We start from the raw sequence: 16,489 nt of genomic DNA, 5'->3' as shown, positions 1-16,489 counted from the left end.
GCCGCAAGGCAGGTCGATCCTGGACCGGCGAGCCGGGCGAGTGCGGCCCGACTCGGGGGAGACGGGGTCTCGCCTCGAGGTGCCCTCGAAGGCTCGCGCGGCTAAGAAGGGCGGGAGGAGGGACGAGCCATGTTCGCGACGACGATTCGCTTCACCCTGCCGGCGGACACGGACTGGGAGCGGCTCCGGCAGATCGCGATCCGGCGCGCGTTCGATCTGTATCGCGGGATGCCTGGGCTCCACGCGAAGGCGTTCATCTTCGCGCCGGAGCGGGGCGAGTACGGCGGCAACTACGTGTGGGAGACGCAGGACGACGCCGAGGCGTTCCTGCGCTCCGACGCCTGGCGCACGGCGATCTCGATGTACGGGGAGCCGCGCGTCGAGCGCGCGGAGATCTGCGCGTACGTCGAGGACGGCGACCTGGTGTTCCCGCCGGACTACGACCTCATGCCCTCCGTGTCGCAGGGCGAGGGCGCCTCACCGAGCCCCCCGGCCTGACCCGCGTCCGGGAGGGTTCACCAGAGCTCGGCGAGCAGGTCGCGCCACGCCGCGCGCTCGCGGGCGGGCTCGACGAGCGGGCGCGCGCGCTCCACGCCGGCCCGGAGGGCGGCCGCGAGCGCGGCGTCCTCCTCCGCGCGGAGGAGCAGCTCCGCGAGCGCGCCGGCGTCGCCGACCGGGAAGAACCCGGGGTAGTCCGGGCCGAGCACGCCCACCGACCCGTCCACGCGCGTGGAGAGCACCGGTACGCGCGACGCGAGCGCCTCCGAGACGGCGTTCGAGCCACCCTCGAGCCGCGAGGTCACGAGGAGCAGCGCGCTGCCGGCGAGCGTGGCGAGCGCGTCGGAGCGGCGGCGCTCGCCGAGCCAGCGGTAGCGGCCGTTCTCCTCCGTCTCGAGCCGGGCGCGCGTGTCCGCGCCCGGGTCGAGCGCGGCGCCGAGGTGGACGAGCTCGACGCGAGAGCGGGCCGGGAGGCGCCGCACCGCGTCCGCGGCGAGGAACGCGTCCTTCACCGCGCGGATGTGCGCGAGCAGGCAGACCCTGAACACGCCGGGCGGCGCCGGCGCCGGCCTGGCGGGGTGCGCCGACTGGAAGATCGTGCGCGCCTTGTGCCGGACCTCGGGCGGCAGCGCCTCCATCCCGAGCGGCTGGAGCAGGGTGAGGCGCGTCGCGAGCTCGAGCGAGCGGCGGGCGAGGGGCGACGCGGGGAGATCCTGGTACAGGTCCGTCCCGGCGAGCCCGACGACGAGCGGCGCGTCGGGCCTGGCTTCCCGGTACCGCACGACGGACGGGTGGCTCTTCGTGGCGTGCAGCGCGACGAGGAGGTCGCACCGCTGGCCCGTCCAGGCCTCGGCGAGCCCGACGTGGTGGCCGAGCGCGCGGAGCTGCCCGGCCCAGCGCAGCGCGGTCACGCGGTTGCCCTTGTGCGAGCCGCGCGGGGCTGGGGTGGTGACGAGGATGTTCACGGGGTCCGTCGCCTCGGGGATGCCGTCATGCGGCGCACGTGCGGAATCCGGCCCAGAGGTCGCGTCGATCGGGCGTGTAGAAGTTGCGGAAGGTGTTCGAGACGAGGCGCGCCGGGGTGGCGAAGCTGCCGCCGCGCAGCACCTTGTGCGTGCCGAACCAGGGCTGAGAGTACTCGCGATACGGGTCGGGCGAGAAGCCGGGGTAGGGCACGAAGTCGCTCGCCGTCCACTCCCAGACGTTCCCCACGAGCTGCCGGCAGCCGAAGGCGCTGTCTCCCGCGGGGAGCGCCGCGACGTCCACGGCGTGCAGCCGGCGGGCGCCGAGGTGCGCGCGGCGGGGGTCGGGCGGCGCGTCGCCCCACGGGAAGCGCCGCTTCGTGCGCGAGAGGCGACCGTCGGACCCGGGCTCGCCCGCGGCGGCCGCCTCCCACTCGGCCTCGCTCGGGAGCCGCCGCCCGGCCCAGCGGCAGAAGGCCTCCGCCTCGAACCAGCTGACGTTCACTACCGGTCGATTCGGCTCCAGCGGCACCCACCGGTCGAAGTCGCGCCGGACGAGCTGCCCGTCCCTGCGCTCCCAGTAGGCGGGCCCGTCCACCCCCGCCGCCGAGCGCCAGCGCCAGCCCGCCTCGCTCCACGCCTCGCGCCGGCGGTAGCCGCCGTCCTCCACGAACTCGGCGAAGCGGGCCTGCGTGACGGGCGCCCGGGAGATCCGGAAGGGCGCGAGCTCGACGGGGTGCGCCCACTTCTCGTTGTCGAACACGAAGCCGTCCCCGCGCTCGGCGCCGAGCCGGAGCTCGCCCCCCGGCACGGCGACGTCCCCCGGCAGATCGCCGGTCTCCCGGGGCGCAGCGGGCGCCTCGCCGGAGAGCGGAGGCGGTGCGTACCCGAGCGTCTGTCGCGTGAAGGCCATCGCCTCGAAGTGCATGTCCTCGTGGAAGACGCTCAGCGCGACGAAGTAGGGGTCCGCCTCGCCGCGCGCGGCGAGCGTCGCCACGCGCGTCTCGACGTCCCGCAGGTAGGCCGTGGTCTCGGCGAAGCCGGGCAGCGGGAGGTCCCAGCGCGTGTCGTGCGCGACGGCGGACGAGTCGTAGAGGGCGTCGGCGTCGGCGCGGAGAGGCGCGCTGCCGGCCGCGTGGCGCAGCACCCAGCGCTCCTGGAACCAGGCGACGTGCCCGAGCTCCCACAGGGGCGGGTTCACGATGGCGAGCCGCGGCCCGAGGAGCTGCGCCTCGGACAGCGCCGACGCGAGCTCCAGGGTGCGACGCCTGGCTTCGGCGATGGATCCGACGAGCCGGTGCGTCCTCATCCGGGAGATGTAGCGCGCCTGTGGCCGCCGGGCTCGGAGAGCCCTCGCTTGGGGTCAGGCGAGCAGGAGCCTGCGCCACGCGTCCGCGAGCCAGACCTCGAACCGCTCCGGCGACCAGCCCCGATCGCCGACGAGCAGGAGGTAGAGCTCGGGCGCGTTCGTCGCCCAGATGACGTCCGCCGCCTCGTCCACGCCGAGCGCGGGCCGGAGCGCACCGGTCTCGGCGAGATGCGCGGCGAGCAGGCGCATGTTCCGCGCGCGGCGCGCCGAGATCTCGCTCCAGAGCTCGGCCACCTCGGGGTGCGCGGCCGCGGCCGCCTGGATCGCGCGCACGAGCGGCGCGAGCCGCTCGTGGATGCGCCGGATCGCGGCGGCGTAGAGGGCGAGCTTGCGGGCGGGGTCCGGCTCCGCCTGGATCGCGCGCACGTAGTCCCGCTGCTCCGCCGGCACGGGCGCGTCGACGCCGGAGATCGCGCGCTCGAGCAGGAGCCGCATGAGCGCGGGCTTCCGCCCGACCGAGGCGTAGACCGTGTCGAGCGCGACCCCGGCCTCGCGGGCGACGTCCGCCATCGCGGTCGCGCCGTAGCCGCGGCTCGTGAACAGCCGCTGGGCCGACTCGAGGATGTCGTGCCGGGTCCGCTCCGCGGCCTCGCGGCGACGCGTCGCGTCGTAGCGCCTGCGCTTGCGCCGAGGTCCCATCGTCACTACCTCGAAGATTAATCCGAGGTCGCTTCGGATGAAAGGAAGGCGCTCCATGGCGTACGCGTTCACGCAGGACGTCCCCATCGGCATGGAGGTCTACCGGCAGATCCGCGCGGAGCTCGGCGACCGGCCGCCGCCCGGACTCGTCGTGCACGTGGTGATCGAGCTGGAGAAGGGCCTCCGCTACCTCGACGTGTGGGAGTCGCAGGAGGCGCACCGACGCTTCGTCGAGACGACCCTCCACCCGATCGTCGCGCGCGTGCTCGCGCGGGCAGGCGTCGCGCGCGCGGGGGAGCCCACGACCCAGCCGATCACCGTGCGGGAGGTCTGGGCCGGCGCGCCGCTCCCGGCCTGACCCGCCGGCGGCGATCACGCCGGCCGCTCGAGGGCCTCCGCGAGCGCGAGCAGGAGCGCCGCCCCATCCCCGCGCCAGGCGGCCCCGTGCATGCACGCGAGCGTGCGCGGTGAGGTCGCCGCGAGCCGCTCGAGCGTGGCGCGCGTCGCGGGGGCGTGCGCCCAGTAGTCGAGCGCGCCGCGCAGCGCCTCGGAGGGCCCGAGGATGTCCTCCTCGGTGAGCGGAGGGGGGCTCGCGCCTGGCTGGGTGAAGAGGTCGCCGCAGAGGAGCGTCCGCGTGGTCGTCTCCGAGAGGAACCCGCAGTCCCAGCCGTGAGGCACGTGGGGCGCGTCGTGCCACACCACCTCGTGACGGCCGAGCGACAGCCGCTCGCCGTCGGGGAGCGGGCGCGGCGGGCGGATCGCGAGGTCGCCGACCGAGGTCATCGCGCCGATCGTGCTGCAGGCGGCCTCTGCCTGCGGGGCCGCGGCGAGGAGCTCGTTCAGCGCGCCACACTCGTCCTGCTCGAAGTGCGAGAAGGCGATCCAGCGGAGCCGCTCGACGGGCATGACCCGGGCGATCGCGGCGCGGACCGCCGGGAAGAGCCGGCGGAGGCCGGTGTGGAACAGGAGCGGCGCGTCGTCCACCACGAGGTACTGGTTGAAGGTGAAGCCGCCCGGGATGGCCGGGACGGAGGTGCTGATCCGGTGGATGCCGTCCGCGATCTCGTCGATGCGGGTCTCGAGCTCGCTCATCTCGCGCTCCCCCTCGCCGCCGCCTCGCGGCGGCCGCTCATGGCCGCGGAGCGAGGCGTCGCTCGGTGGACGCGTAATGGCGCGCGCCCGTGCGAGCACGGTCGAGCGCCTCGTTTCGCTCGGGGGGCGGAGCCCCGGACGCGCCGGAGGGTCCGCAGGGAGCCGTCGCTCTCCGGAGGGGGCTCGCCGTCCGGTCTCCACCGGGGACCTGGCCGGCGGGCGGACGGTCCGGCGATCGGATGAGGACCGCAGGCCGGCCCGCGTCGCCGCGAGCCGGCCTGCGCGCCCTCGTTCGTGGCTACGGCACCACGTTCACGTCGTCGTTGCCGGCGATCGCCTGCCCCAGGTAAGTGCGCCCCTGGAGCGCCGCGGACGTGGACGTCGTCGTGAGCTGGAGCGCCTCGGTCTGGACCTGCACGACGAGGTCCAGGAGCCCGTCACCGTTCACGTCCTCGGCGGACGCGGAGGGCGTCCCGTTGCCGCGCAGGACGATGGGCGAGCTCGCGAGCGTCACGGTGAGCGGATCCACCGTCGTCGCGTCGAACATCGGGCTGCTGAGGATGGCGACCGGCACGACGCCGTTCGAGCCGAGGTTGATGCTGTTCGGGGAGCTGCCCGGCTTGATGTCCACGCCGACGATGATCGTGCTCGCGGAAGGGAGGACCGAGATCGACCCGATCGTGATGATGTTGTTGCCGTTGTTCGACTCCGCGACCCGGTTGTCCCAGTCGATGAGGCCGATCACGGGCCACGAGAGCGGCACGAAGTCCGCGGGGAGGGGCGTCGGGATGGTCAGCGTGACCTGTGCCCCCGCGGCGAGGCCGGGCACGGAGACGTAGCCGAGCCACCAGTCGTCGTCCGACTCGTCGCAGGTGGTGCGGCGCGTGCAGACGTTGCCGTCGCGCGTGAGCACGATGCTCACGCTGAACGCCTTCGAGTCCCCGGCGCCCTGGTTCACGATGGTGACGGTCACCGGGACCGTGTCGCCCTGCGCGGCCGAGGCGGGGAACGAGACCGGCCCGAAGGTCAGGTCCGGCAGGCCGATGGTGAGCGGCCGGGAGGTGGAGTTGTTGGACTCGTCGCTCTCCGGGACCGCCCCGGTGCCGTCGGCGGTGGCGCGAATGAGGTACGAGCCCTCCGTGAGGTTGGACGGGAGCGTGTAGGTGGTGCTCACCGTCTGCTGCCCGCCGGCCGCGAGCGCGCCGACCTGGAAGTTGCCGAGCGACACCAACATCGTGCCGGTGCTGGCAGAGACGAGGGTGAGCGAGAGGGCGGACGGATTCGCGTTCCCGGCCCCCTGGTTCACGACCGTGGCGCTCACGGTGATCGTCTGGAGCGTGCCGGCGGCGGACGGCGCCGCGACGGAGGAGACGGCGAGATCGGGGGCGTTGACCTGGATCGCCACCGCGGCGGTGTCGTTCGCCGGATTCGGGTCGAGCACGCCGGCGGCGGAGGCCGCCCTGACGATGAGGTACGCGGGGCCGGAGACGGCGGCGGCGTAGGCGGAGACCGTGCAGTTCGCCGTCAGCGTCTGCTCGGCGCCGGGGTCGAGGGTCGCGAGGGCGGAGGTGCAGGTCTGCACGTCGTTGGAGGAGAGGACCGGATCGCTGGAGAGGTAGCCGTACAACCAGACGTACCCCTGCGCGCCCGGGCCGACGTTCCGGACGGTCACCGCGTAGGAGAGCTGCTGCAGGGTGCTCGCGGCCGCCGGGGCCACGATCCCGGTCACCGCGAGATCCGAGCTCATGGCCTGGAAGCTCTGCAGCCGATCGTTGCCGGAGTCGGCGACGACGACGCGGGCCCCGCCCCGGTCGAACGCGATGCCCGAGGGCGACGCGAGCTGGCCCGCCTCCGCGCCCGGCGTGCCGAACGCGGTCTCGAAGGCGCCGGACGGCGCGAAGACCTGCACGCGGGCGTTGCCGCTGTCCGCCACGTAGACGTTGCCGCCGGCGTCCACCTCCACGCCGGTGGGCCGCTGGAGCTGCCCCTCGGCGGTGCCGGTCCCGCCGAAGTCGAAGACCCCGTTCCGCGAGGCGACGATCCGGTCGTTCCCGGTGTCCGCGACGTAGATCGAGCCGTCGGGGCCGAGCGCGATGTCGGTCGGGGAGTCGTACTGGCCCGGTCCGCTGCCGTGGCCGCCGTTCGGGACCGGCGGGAAGTCCTGTCCGTAGTCGGCGAGCATCATGACCGCGATGCGGTGATTCCCGGTGTCCGCGACGTACAGGAACATGTCGTCGCACGCGACGCCGTGCGGAGCGTTCATGCCCCCGTACACGGCGGAAAGGTTCCCGGCCGTGTCGAACACCTGGACGCGGTTGTTGTTCGTGTCGGCGACGAAGACGGTCGGCTCGCAGACGGCGATGCCGGTCGGGCCGTCGAGCTGCCCGTTCGCGCTGCCGAGGCTCCCCCACGCGCGCAGGAACTGGCCGTCGCGCGAGAAGACCTCCACGCGCGCGTTGGCGGTGTCGGTCACGTAGACGTTGCCGGCGCTGTCCACCGCCGCGCCCGAGGGCGCGTCGAGCTGGCCCGCGCCCGCGCCGGAGCTGCCGATCTGGGCGATGAAGTCGCCGGGCGCCGCGGAGGCGGTGCCGGCGAGCGCCAGCGCCGCGAGGTAGACCATCCATCGAGAGCTCATCGTCGAGACCCCTTTCGCGCGCCGCCCTTGCGGCGCCTGCCGACGTTCACGGTCGGTGTCCGGCGTATACCGTACCTGCTCTCACGGACGCCTACCCCGAACGCGTTTGCTGTGGGTCAATGTTCGCGCACCGTGCGGCGAAAAGCCGCGCCGTCCCGACGCGCGACTTTGCCCCCGGACAACCGCTGGAAGAAGGCGGGCGAGCGCTCGACAGAGCAGGGTGGCCGCCCGATCAGGCAGGCGCCCGTTCCCGCGCCCGTTGCCCTTGCGCCGCGCGCGTCGAGTCGCCACGGTTCGGCGAAGGGGGCGACGAACCGTGATCCAGCAGCAGGAAGCTCAACCGGGGGCCGAGACCTCGACCGCCGGAGTCGAGGAGCACGAACCGCGCCTCGACCCCCGAGCGAGCGTGCTCGTGGTGGAGGACGAGCACGAGCTGCGCGAGCTCATCGCGCGCTGGCTCGAGAGCAAGAGCTACCACGTGGTCGAGGCGGCCGACGGGCAGGACGCGGTCGAGCTGCTCGAGGCGGGCCTCGAGCCCGACGTGATCCTGCTCGACCTGACGATGCCGCGGATGGACGGTCGGGCCTTCCTGGACTGGCTCCGCTCGGAGCCCAAGCACCGCGACCGACGGGTGATCGTCGCGAGCGCCTACCTCGAGGACGAGCCGGCCCTCGACGCGGACCGGACCTTCGCGAAGCCGTTCCGGCCCGACCTGCTCGAGCGCGAGCTCGCGCGGCTCGTCTCGGGAGATTGAAGCCCGCTACCCGAGATACGCCGCGAGCAGCCGCTCGTCGCGGCGCAGCTCGGCGGGGGTGCCCTCGATGGCGATGCGGCCGCGCTCCATCACGTAGGCGTAGTCGGCCACCTCGAGCGCCGTCTTCGCGAACTGCTCGACGAGCAGCATCGTCATGCCCTCCGCCTTGAGCTGGCGGATCGTGCGGAAGACCTCCTGCACGATCACCGGCGCGAGCCCCATCGAAGGCTCGTCGAGCAGCATCACCTTGGGCCGTGCCATCAGGGCCCGGCCGATGGCGAGCATCTGCTGCTCGCCGCCCGAGAGGGTCCCGGCGAGCTGCCTGCGCCGCTCGCGCAGGCGCGGGAAGAGCCCGTACACGCGCTCGAGATCGGCCGCCGCCCGGCGGCGGAAGCCGAAGAAGCGCGGCAGCCGGCCGTAGGCGCCGAGGAGCAGGTTGTCCTCCACGCAGAGCGTGCCGAACACCTTGCGCCCCTCCGGCGCGTGCGCGAGCCCGAGCCGGGCGATCCGCGACGCCGGGAGGCCGCCGACGGGCTCCCCGTCGAGGAGCACGCGGCCGCGCGCCGGCCGGATGAGCCCCGAGATGGCGCGCATCGTCGTGGTCTTGCCCGCGCCGTTCGCGCCGATGAGCGCGACCACCGTCCCGGGCTTCACGGCGAGCGAGGTCCCGAGCAGCACCTCGCTCAGGCCGTACCCCGCGTACACGTCCTCCACGAGCAGCATCGCGCTCTCCCTCACGAGATCCGTGCGCCGGCGGGCGGCGCGGGCAGGGCGGCGTCCCCGACGTTGCCGAGGTAGGCCTCGATGACCTTGGGGTGGCGCTTCACCTCGTCGGGCGAGCCCTCCGCGATGAGCTTGCCGCCGTCGAGCGCGGTCACCACGTCGCAGAGCTGCGTCACCACGTCCATGTGGTGCTCGATGAGCACGATGGTCACGCCGCGCTCGCGGATCCGGCGGATGACCTCCACCTGCTTCACCACGTCCGGGTGAGCGAGGCCGGCGGCGGGCTCGTCGAGGATGAGGACCTCGGGCTTCCGCGCGAGGGCCCGGGCCATCTCGAGGAAGCGCTGCGCGCCGTAGGTGAGGTCCTTCGCGGGGGTGCGCGCCTGCTCCCGCAGCCCGACGAGTTCGAGCAGCGCCAGGGCGTCGGCGCGCGCGCGCCGGTCCTCCGCGCGGCCGAGGCCGAGCAGCACGAACGGCAGGGGAGCCCGGTACACGCCCGTGAGCGCGACCATCACGTTCTCGAGCGCGGTGAGCCCGGTGAAGAGCTGGAGGTTCTGGAACGTGCGGGCGACGCCCGCACGGGCGACGCGGACGAGGCTGCCGTGGGGGAGCGGGCTGCCCCTGAGCAGCGCCTCGCCCGAGGTCGGCGTGTAGAGGCCGGAGATCACGTTCACGAGCGTGCTCTTGCCGGAGCCGTTCGGGCCGATGAGGCCGTGGACGTGCCCGGCGCGCACCGCGAGGGAGACGCCGTCGACCGCCTTCACGCCGCCGAAGTGCCGCCGGAGGTCGCGCAGCTCGAGGAGCACGGCGCCGTCGGCGAGCCGGGCCGGGAGGACCTCGTCGAGGGGCGAAGGGGGCGGGAGCGGCGGCGGGGCGATGCGGAGGAGCTGCGCGAGGAAGCGGGTGGCGAAGCCCATGAGCCCCTCGGGCAGCCCCACCACCACCGAGAACAGCATCAAGGCGAAGATCGCCTTGCGCCAGTCCTCGGTGTTCTCGACGACGAGCCCGCCCACCACGAGCGCGGAGGTCGCGACCACCGGGGCGATCGCCTGGAACGGCCGCATCGTGCGCCGGAAGAGCCCGCGCGCGCCCGCGGCGAGGGCGACGGCGAGCCCGAGCGCGGAGAACGCCTGGAAGAGCGTCCGGTTGGAGAGCAGGTTCGGGAGGAGCGCCACGAGCGAGGCGCCCACGAACGCGCCCCACAGGCTCTTCCTCCCGCCGAGCACGACCCCGAGCAGCAGGATCACCGTGAGCTCGTACACGAAGCTCTGCGGCTGGAGGTACTGGAAGTTGAACGCGTAGAGCGCGCCCGCGAGGCCGCCGAGCCCGGAGCCGAACGCGAACGCGGCGACCTTGTGGCGGTAGGTGCCGACGCCCATCGCGTCGGTGGCGATGGGGCTGTCTCGCAGCGCCTCGAACGCGCGGCCCCACTGCGACGAGAGCAGGTTCCGCATCGCGATCCAGACCATCGCGAGGAGCGCCACGCACATCCAGTAGAACGCGCGCGCCCCGAGGGCGTGGCCGAGGAGCGGCGGGCGGGAGAGGCTGAAGCCCTGGGCGCCCTGCGTCAGCCACTCGAGCTCGTTCAGGGCGGTGGTCGCGAGCGCCGTGAAGCTCAGGGTCGCGAGCGCGAACTGCGGCCCCTCGAGCCGGAGCGCCGGGAGCGCGAGGAGCGCGCCGAGCACGAAGCACACGGTGGGCGCGACGAGGAGCGCGCCGACCAGGCCCAGGCCGGTGTGGGTGACGACGATCGCGGCGGCGTACGCGCCGAGGCCGAGGAACGCCGCCTGGGCGAGGTTCACCTGGCCGAGGTAGCCGACCGTGACGTCGAGGCCGATGAGGAGGATGCCGTAGATGGCGAGGAGCGTGAGGAGCCCGAGCGCGTACGGGCTCGCCACGGCGAGGGGGAGCGCCGCGAGGGACGCGAACAGCAGGAGCTCGGCACCGCGGACGAGGAACAGCCGTTTCCACATGGCGCGAGCGCTCCCGTCAGACCTTGCGGATGGCGGCCTTGCCGAACACGCCGGTGGGGCGCACGGCCAGGGCCAGGATGAGGAGGACGAGGCCGGGCGCCTCGCGCCAGCCGCTCCCGACGTAGAAGCTCGCGAGCGTCTCGAGGGCGCCGAGGAACGTCCCGACGAGCACCACGCCGAACCCGGAGTCGAGGCCCGCCACCACCGCCACCGAGAACGCCTTCAGCACGAGCGCCGAGGCCATCGTCGGCCCGACCGTGGTGATGGGCGAGACGAGGATGCCGGCGAGGGCGGCCACCGCGCCGGACAGCGCGTACGAGAGCATCACCGTCCGCTTCGCGGAGATGCCCATGAGCTCCCCGGCGTCGCGATCCACCGACACCGCCTCGAACGCCTTCCCGAGCAGGGTCCTGCGCTTGAGGAGCTCGATGAGGCCCATCACGGCGAGGACGCCGACCGCGACCGACAGCTCGAGCGGCGTCACGTCCACGCCGAGCACGTGGATGGAGTCGGAGGGGATGGGCGTCGGGAACGGCCGGTCGTCGCGGCCCCAGATGTTCTCCGCGGCCGAGAAGAAGAACAGGCCGAGGATGATGGTGAGCAGGATCCAGCCCTCGCTCTTCTGCTCCAGCGCGAGCCGCACGCCGGCGCGCTCGACCACGAGGCCGAGCGCCGCGCCGAAGAGGAGGCCGGCGGGGAGCACGAGCCAGTAGGAGAGGCCCAGGTCGAGGAGCGTGAGGCTGAAGAACGCCGACACCATCACGAGCTCGCCCTGCCCGAAGTTGATGCTCTTGCTCGTGGCGTAGGTGAGCTGGAAGCCGTAGGCGATGAGGGCGTAGACGAGGCCCATCAGCGCCCCGCTGATGGCCATCTGGGCGACGATCGAGGCGGGCACGGGCGCGGGATCCGAGGTGCGGGGAGGAGACCGGAGGAGAACGAGGAGAACGGGGGAGGGGAGGAGGGCGGCCCTCCTCCCCCTCGCCGGAGGCTACATGTTGCCGTTCTTCTGCAGGCGGGCGCGATCGCGCTCGTTCGCGAACACGACGCGGCCGTCCTGGATCATCCCCATCACGACCTGCTCGCGGCGGAACGCCTCGTGGGTCTCGACGTTCGACGGATCCCACTTCGAGTAGGGCTTCTTCCAGGTGGCGATGACGCCGCTCACCGGCTCCGTCAGGTCCTCGAGCGCCTCGCGGATCTTCTGGCTGTCGGTGCTCTTCGCCTGCTTGACCGCCGCGGCGAACACGTACACCGCGTCGTAGCCCTGCGCGGCCGACACGGGGGAGGGGATGCGCGTGACGCCGTAGGCCTTGTGGTAGGCCGCGATGAAGGCCTTGGCCTTCGGGGTGATGGGCTCCTCGATGAACGTCTGCGGCATGAGCGTGCCGTTGCCGTTCTTGCCGGCGTTGTCGATGAAGTTCGACATGGAGAGCGTCCAGCCGCCGATGAGCGGCACCTTCATGCCGAGCTTGGCCATGCCGTTCGCGACGGCCGCCATCTCGGGTCCGATGCCCCAGATCAGGATCGCCTGGGCGCCGCCGGCCTTCGCGCGGAGGAGCTGGGCGGTCATGTCCTTGTCGCCGATGTTGAACTTCTCGGTGGCGACCACCTGGAGCTTGTCGCCCTGCAGCTTCATCTGGCGGACGAGGTCGTCACGGCCGGAGACGCCGTAGTTCGTCGCGTCGTGCAGCAGCGCGACCTTCGTGTACTTCCGGTTGACCGCCTCCTCGACCACCATGGCCGCCTGGATGCCGTCGTGCGCCGCGAAGCGGAACATGGAGAGCGTCTTCGGGCCCTCTGCGCCCTTCGCCCACTGGGTCATCGAGGCGGAGCCCGCCGCAGGGGTGATGATCTTCACGATGCCCCGGTCCTGGAGGTGCTTGTCGCCCGCGAGCACCACGCCCGTGTTCACGGAGCCGATGACGCCGGAGAGGTCCGGCATGGCGGCGAGCTCCTGGGCGATGAGCGCCCCGCGCTCGTTCTTCGCCTCGTCGTCGCGCTCGACGGCCTCGATCTTGAGCTTCTTGTCGCCGACCTGGATGCCGCCCGCGGCGTTGATCTCGGCGATGGCGAGCTTGGCGCCGTCGCGCATGGACGCGCCCATCGGGGCGGAGCCGCCGGTGAACGGGCCGGTGACGGCGATCTTCACGGAGTCGGCGGCGGAGACTGGGAGGGAGAGGGCGCAGAGCAGCAGCGTTCCGAAGAGCTTCGTCATGTGATCCCCTGGAGCGGGTGAACGCGAGGAGCGCAAAAAACGGGTTCGGGAGACGCAAATCCAGCAGCGGCGCGGTACGGTAACACGAAAGATCCGCGGCGCGCGGGAGCGCGCAGCGGGTTCGACGAGGGATCGGAGCCTGGGAAAACGGCGAGGGATTCGAGCGTGAACACGGATGTTCTCGACGGATCGCGACGGCTCTGGACTCACGGTCGACCGCCGTGGCGGCCCATGGGTCGCGGGCGCCCCAGGGGAGGCGGGGCACGCGAATGCTGCGCGCAGGCGCGGGTGCGACGCGCATGAGCCTCGGTGAGGTCGCCCTGCTGTCGTCCGCCGCGTTCGTGGCCGGCGCGCTCAACGCGGTGGCCGGCGGCGGCAGCTTCCTCACGCTGCCGGCGCTCGTCCTCACCGGAGCGGCACCGCTCGCCGCGAACGCCACCGGCACCTTCGCGCTCCTGCCGGGCTACCTGTCGGGCACCTGGGGCTTCCGGGAGGAGCTACGCCCGCCCCCGGGGCTGTCGTTCCCGGCGCTCCTCGCGCTCGGCGCGGCGGGGGGCGCGCTCGGCGCGGCGCTCCTCCTCCTCACGCCGGCGCCCGCGTTCCGCCGCATCGTCCCGTGGCTGCTCCTCGCCGCGACCGCCCTCTTCGCCGCCGCGCCGCGGCTCCTGCGCGCGGCGCGCGCGGGCGGCGGCGCCGGAGCGCGCGGAGCGGCGATGGGCGTGCTCGCGGTCTCGGTCTACGGCGGGTACTTCAACGGCGGGCTCGGCGTGCTGCTCCTCGCGCTGTTCGCGGTGCTCGGGCAGACGAACCTGAACGCGATGAACGGGCTCAAGAACCTCCTGTCCGCGGTCCTCTCCGCGATCGCGGTGGGCCTCTACGCCTTCGGCGGGATCGTCCTGTGGCGCGAGGGGGCGCTCATGATGGTGGGCTCGATCGCGGGCGGCTACCTGGGAGCGCGAGCCGCTCGCAGGGTCCCGGGCGCGTGGCTGCGCGGAGGGATCGTGGCGACGGGCCTCTTGATGGCGGCGCTCTTCTGGCTGCGCGCCTGAGGGCGCCGCCGCCCGCACCGGAGCACGCGCGCCGGTCAAACATCCGGAGCCGGTGAAGTGCGCTCGGGGCACGGAGCACGAGCACGCCATCGAGGCTCCGTGCAATCACGGACACCGCGGCGACCTCGCCCATCGAGGCTACGGGCGATCACGGACACGGCGCCCGATCTCGCCCACCCGGGCGCCCGGAGCGTGCCCGGTCCGTTCGTTCCGTGGGCGATCTCTCGGCCGGCACCCAGCGTCCGCTTACGACCCAACCAACCGATGACGCGACCTGGTCTCGCTCCGGGCGCCGATACATGCGTGGGCCACACCGCGCGGCGCTCCGCCGCGGGAGTTCCCTGCGCGGCCGCCGCGCGGGCACGGGAGGTCCGGACATGGCGAACGTGATGGTGAAGCCCGATCGCGCCGAGGTTCCCCTGCTGACCCCGGAGCTGCTGGCTCCGCTCCGCGAGAAGCTGCGCGGCGCGCTCTGCCTCCGGGGCGAGCCGGGCTACGAGCAGGCGCGCACCCTGTGGAACGCCATGGTGGACAAGCACCCCGGCGCGGTGGTGCGCGCCGCCGGAGCGGCCGACGTCATGCGGACGGTAGACTTCGCGCGCGAGCACGGCGTCCTCTTGTCGGTGCGTGGGGGCGGGCACAACGTCGCCGGGAACGCGGTGTGCGAGGGCGGCCTCACCCTCGACCTCACGCCGATGAAGTCGGTGCGGATCGACGCCGCCCGGCGGACCGCGCGCGTCGAGCCGGGCGTCACCCTGGGTGAGTTCGACCGTGAGGCCCAGGCGTTCGGGCTCGTGACGCCGCTCGGCATCAACTCGACCACCGGGGTGGCCGGGCTGACGCTGGGGGGCGGGTTCGGCTGGACGAGCCGGAAGCTGGGGCTCGCGATCGACAACCTGCTCTCGGCCGACGTGGTCACCGCCGACGGCAGGCTCCTCCAGGCGAGAGAGGACGAGAACGCCGACCTCTTCTGGGCGATCCGCGGCGGCGGCGGGAACTTCGGCGTGGTGACGTCGTTCGAGTTCCGCCTCCATCCGCTCGGGCCGATGGTGCTCGCCGGGCTGGTCGTCCACCCGTTCTCCCGCGCGAAGGAGCTCCTGAAGGGCTATCGAGGCTTCGTCGCCGGCGCCCCAGACGACGTGACCGCCTGGGTGGTGATGCGCAAGGCGCCGCCGCTCCCGTTCCTCCCTCCGGAGGTCCACGGCAAGGAGGTCCTGGTGTTCGCCGCATGCTACGTGGGCGAGGTGCCGGAGGAGGGAGTGAAGGCGCTCGCTCCGCTCCGCGCCCTGGGGCAGCCCATCGCCGACGTGATCGGCCCCGCGCCCTTCGTGGCGTGGCAGACGGCCTTCGACCCGCTCCTCGCCCCCGGCGCCCGCAACTACTGGAAGTCCCACGACCTGCGCGAGCTCGACGACGCGGCGATCGACATCCTGCTGGACCACGTCCGGCGGCTGCCGTCTCCAGAGTGCGAGGTGTTCATCGGCACGCTCGGGGGCGCGATCAGCCGGGTGCCGGCGGAGGCCACCGCCTACTCGCGCCGTGACGTGCGCCTGTTCGTGAACGTCCACACCCGCTGGACCGACCGTGGCCAGGACGCGGAGTGCGTGCGCTGGACACGCTCGCTCTTTGACGCGCTCACCCCGCACGCGACCGGCGGCGTCTACGTGAACTTCATGCCGGACGACGAGGCCCAGCGCGTGCAAGGCGCCTACGGCCCGAACTACGAGCGGCTCGCCAGGATCAAGGCGAAGTACGACCCAGACAACCTCTTCCGCCTGAACCAGAACATCCGCCCCGCCCCGTAGCGGCGCGGGCGGCGAGCACCGCGGGGACAGTGCACCACCGACGGCGCGTGCTGCCTCACCGAAATCCGGGTGCCTCGCTCGCGTGGCCCGCGCAAGATCCCACGGATCCGGCGGGATCCTGCGGATGGCAGGGGCTTCGCATTGAATCGCGCGAGCGCGGCACGCCGCCGTGCGAAGCGTCCCGGACGGACGAGGAGGCGAGCACATGCTGACCCGCATCGGAGGCACCGCGGCGCCCGGAGACTCGGTCGACCTCCTGCTCGAATGCCACGAGCGCATCCGCTCCTTCCTCGGCCTCGCGCGCCGGATCGCCGAGGCGGGCCCGGCCGAAGCAGCCGCGGTCCCCGAGGCGGCGGCCCGCGTGCGCCGCTACTTCACGCAGGCGCTGCCGCTCCACGCGCAGGACGAGGAGCGCTCGATCCTGCCGCGGCTGCGCGGGCGCGACCCGGCCGTGGATGCGGAGCTCGACACGATGACGCGGGAGCACGCCGAGCACGAGGCGCCGCTCGCGATCCTCGTGGGCGCGTGCGAGGAGCTCGCGCGCGAGCCGGGCCGCCTGGCGGCGCTCGCGCCCGTCGTCGGCGCCGCCACGGCGGAGCTCGAGCGGCACTTCGTCGCGCACCTCGAGCGGGAGGAGAAGGTCATCTTCCCCGCCATGCGCCGGCTCCTCGAAAGGTCCGTGGACGGCGAGATCGTCCGGGAGATCCGCGCGCGCCGCGGCGTGGTCGAGCCGCCGGGCCCCGCTGCGCGCGCGGCGCCGCCGGCGCGGTAGTTC

General features: G+C 73.3%; 15 protein-coding genes. 6 read left to right on the top strand and 9 right to left on the bottom strand.

The features are described 5' to 3' along the window. Positions 1–129 precede the first annotated feature (129 nt). Positions 130–498, top strand: coding sequence for a DUF4865 family protein (locus MNZ39_RS01895; protein ID WP_242333626.1), 369 nt, complete (start codon positions 130–132; stop codon positions 496–498). A 17-nt stretch (positions 499–515) separates the two neighbouring features. Here the strand turns inward: MNZ39_RS01895 and senB are convergent, their stop codons facing one another. Genes senB through MNZ39_RS01880 form a run of 3 tightly spaced genes read right to left on the bottom strand, consistent with a single transcriptional unit; the run spans position 516 to position 3,468 of the window. After that, positions 516–1,463, bottom strand: a complete 948-nt coding sequence (gene senB, locus MNZ39_RS01890) for a selenoneine biosynthesis selenosugar synthase SenB (RefSeq protein WP_242333623.1) — start codon at positions 1,461–1,463, stop codon at positions 516–518. A gap of 25 nt (positions 1,464–1,488) precedes the next feature. Next, positions 1,489–2,769, bottom strand: a complete 1,281-nt coding sequence (senA, locus tag MNZ39_RS01885; RefSeq protein WP_242333620.1) for a selenoneine synthase SenA — start codon at positions 2,767–2,769, stop codon at positions 1,489–1,491. Positions 2,770–2,823: 54 nt separating this feature from the next. Beyond that, positions 2,824–3,468: a TetR/AcrR family transcriptional regulator gene (locus MNZ39_RS01880; RefSeq protein ID WP_242333617.1), complete on the bottom strand. Its 645-nt coding sequence runs from the start codon at positions 3,466–3,468 to the stop codon at positions 2,824–2,826. 55 nt (positions 3,469–3,523) lie between these two features. On the opposite strand from MNZ39_RS01880, the gene MNZ39_RS01875 reads away from it, so the two are divergent. Next, positions 3,524–3,826, top strand: a complete 303-nt coding sequence (locus MNZ39_RS01875; RefSeq protein ID WP_242333614.1) for a hypothetical protein — start codon at positions 3,524–3,526, stop codon at positions 3,824–3,826. A 14-nt stretch (positions 3,827–3,840) separates the two neighbouring features. Here the strand turns inward: MNZ39_RS01875 and MNZ39_RS01870 are convergent, their stop codons facing one another. Then, a complete protein-coding gene (locus MNZ39_RS01870) occupies positions 3,841–4,560 on the bottom strand; it encodes an MBL fold metallo-hydrolase (RefSeq protein WP_242333612.1) in 720 nt (239 codons plus the stop codon). A gap of 298 nt (positions 4,561–4,858) precedes the next feature. Continuing rightward, positions 4,859–7,195, bottom strand: coding sequence for a CARDB domain-containing protein (locus MNZ39_RS01865; RefSeq protein WP_242333609.1), 2,337 nt, complete (start codon positions 7,193–7,195; stop codon positions 4,859–4,861). A gap of 316 nt (positions 7,196–7,511) precedes the next feature. Here MNZ39_RS01865 and MNZ39_RS01860 point away from each other — a divergent pair, with 316 nt between their 5' ends. Next, positions 7,512–7,949 carry a response regulator gene (locus tag MNZ39_RS01860; protein ID WP_242333606.1) on the top strand — a complete coding sequence of 146 codons (438 nt, stop codon included), beginning with the start codon at positions 7,512–7,514 and terminating at the stop codon, positions 7,947–7,949. Between the two features lie 6 nt (positions 7,950–7,955). On the opposite strand, the gene MNZ39_RS01855 is transcribed toward MNZ39_RS01860, so the two are convergent. The 4 genes from MNZ39_RS01855 to MNZ39_RS01840 all read right to left on the bottom strand — a co-directional run bounded on the left by MNZ39_RS01855 (position 7,956) and on the right by MNZ39_RS01840 (position 12,860). Next, a complete protein-coding gene (locus MNZ39_RS01855) occupies positions 7,956–8,672 on the bottom strand; it encodes an ABC transporter ATP-binding protein (RefSeq protein ID WP_242333602.1) in 717 nt (238 codons plus the stop codon). An 11-nt stretch (positions 8,673–8,683) separates the two neighbouring features. Then, positions 8,684–10,645, bottom strand: a complete 1,962-nt coding sequence (locus MNZ39_RS01850; RefSeq protein ID WP_242333599.1) for an ATP-binding cassette domain-containing protein — start codon at positions 10,643–10,645, stop codon at positions 8,684–8,686. Positions 10,646–10,661: 16 nt separating this feature from the next. Next, on the bottom strand, positions 10,662–11,540 hold the full coding sequence (locus MNZ39_RS01845; RefSeq protein WP_242333596.1) for a branched-chain amino acid ABC transporter permease: 879 nt from the start codon (positions 11,538–11,540) through the stop codon (positions 10,662–10,664). A 93-nt stretch (positions 11,541–11,633) separates the two neighbouring features. Continuing rightward, on the bottom strand, positions 11,634–12,860 hold the full coding sequence (locus MNZ39_RS01840) for an ABC transporter substrate-binding protein (RefSeq protein ID WP_242333594.1): 1,227 nt from the start codon (positions 12,858–12,860) through the stop codon (positions 11,634–11,636). Between the two features lie 299 nt (positions 12,861–13,159). Here MNZ39_RS01840 and MNZ39_RS01835 point away from each other — a divergent pair, with 299 nt between their 5' ends. The 3 genes from MNZ39_RS01835 (at position 13,160) to MNZ39_RS01825 (ending at position 16,486) form a co-directional block, all read left to right on the top strand. Then, the gene (locus tag MNZ39_RS01835; RefSeq protein WP_242333590.1) at positions 13,160–13,909 is read left to right on the top strand and encodes a sulfite exporter TauE/SafE family protein; all 750 of its coding nucleotides are present in this window, start codon (positions 13,160–13,162) and stop codon (positions 13,907–13,909) included. A 377-nt stretch (positions 13,910–14,286) separates the two neighbouring features. Then, on the top strand, positions 14,287–15,714 hold the full coding sequence (locus MNZ39_RS01830; RefSeq protein ID WP_242333587.1) for an FAD-binding oxidoreductase: 1,428 nt from the start codon (positions 14,287–14,289) through the stop codon (positions 15,712–15,714). A 205-nt stretch (positions 15,715–15,919) separates the two neighbouring features. Beyond that, positions 15,920–16,486 (top strand): hemerythrin domain-containing protein, encoded by a 567-nt coding sequence (locus MNZ39_RS01825; RefSeq protein ID WP_242333584.1) that lies wholly within the window; start codon positions 15,920–15,922, stop codon positions 16,484–16,486. The last annotated feature ends 3 nt before the right edge of the window (positions 16,487–16,489 follow it).

This window comes from Anaeromyxobacter sp. SG66, from assembly GCF_022690805.1.
GTDB classification, from domain to species: Bacteria; Myxococcota; Myxococcia; order Myxococcales; family Anaeromyxobacteraceae; genus Anaeromyxobacter; species Anaeromyxobacter soli.
The sequence above is the reverse complement of the archived record's forward strand: the minus strand, read 5'-3'. Positions and strand labels throughout refer to the sequence as shown.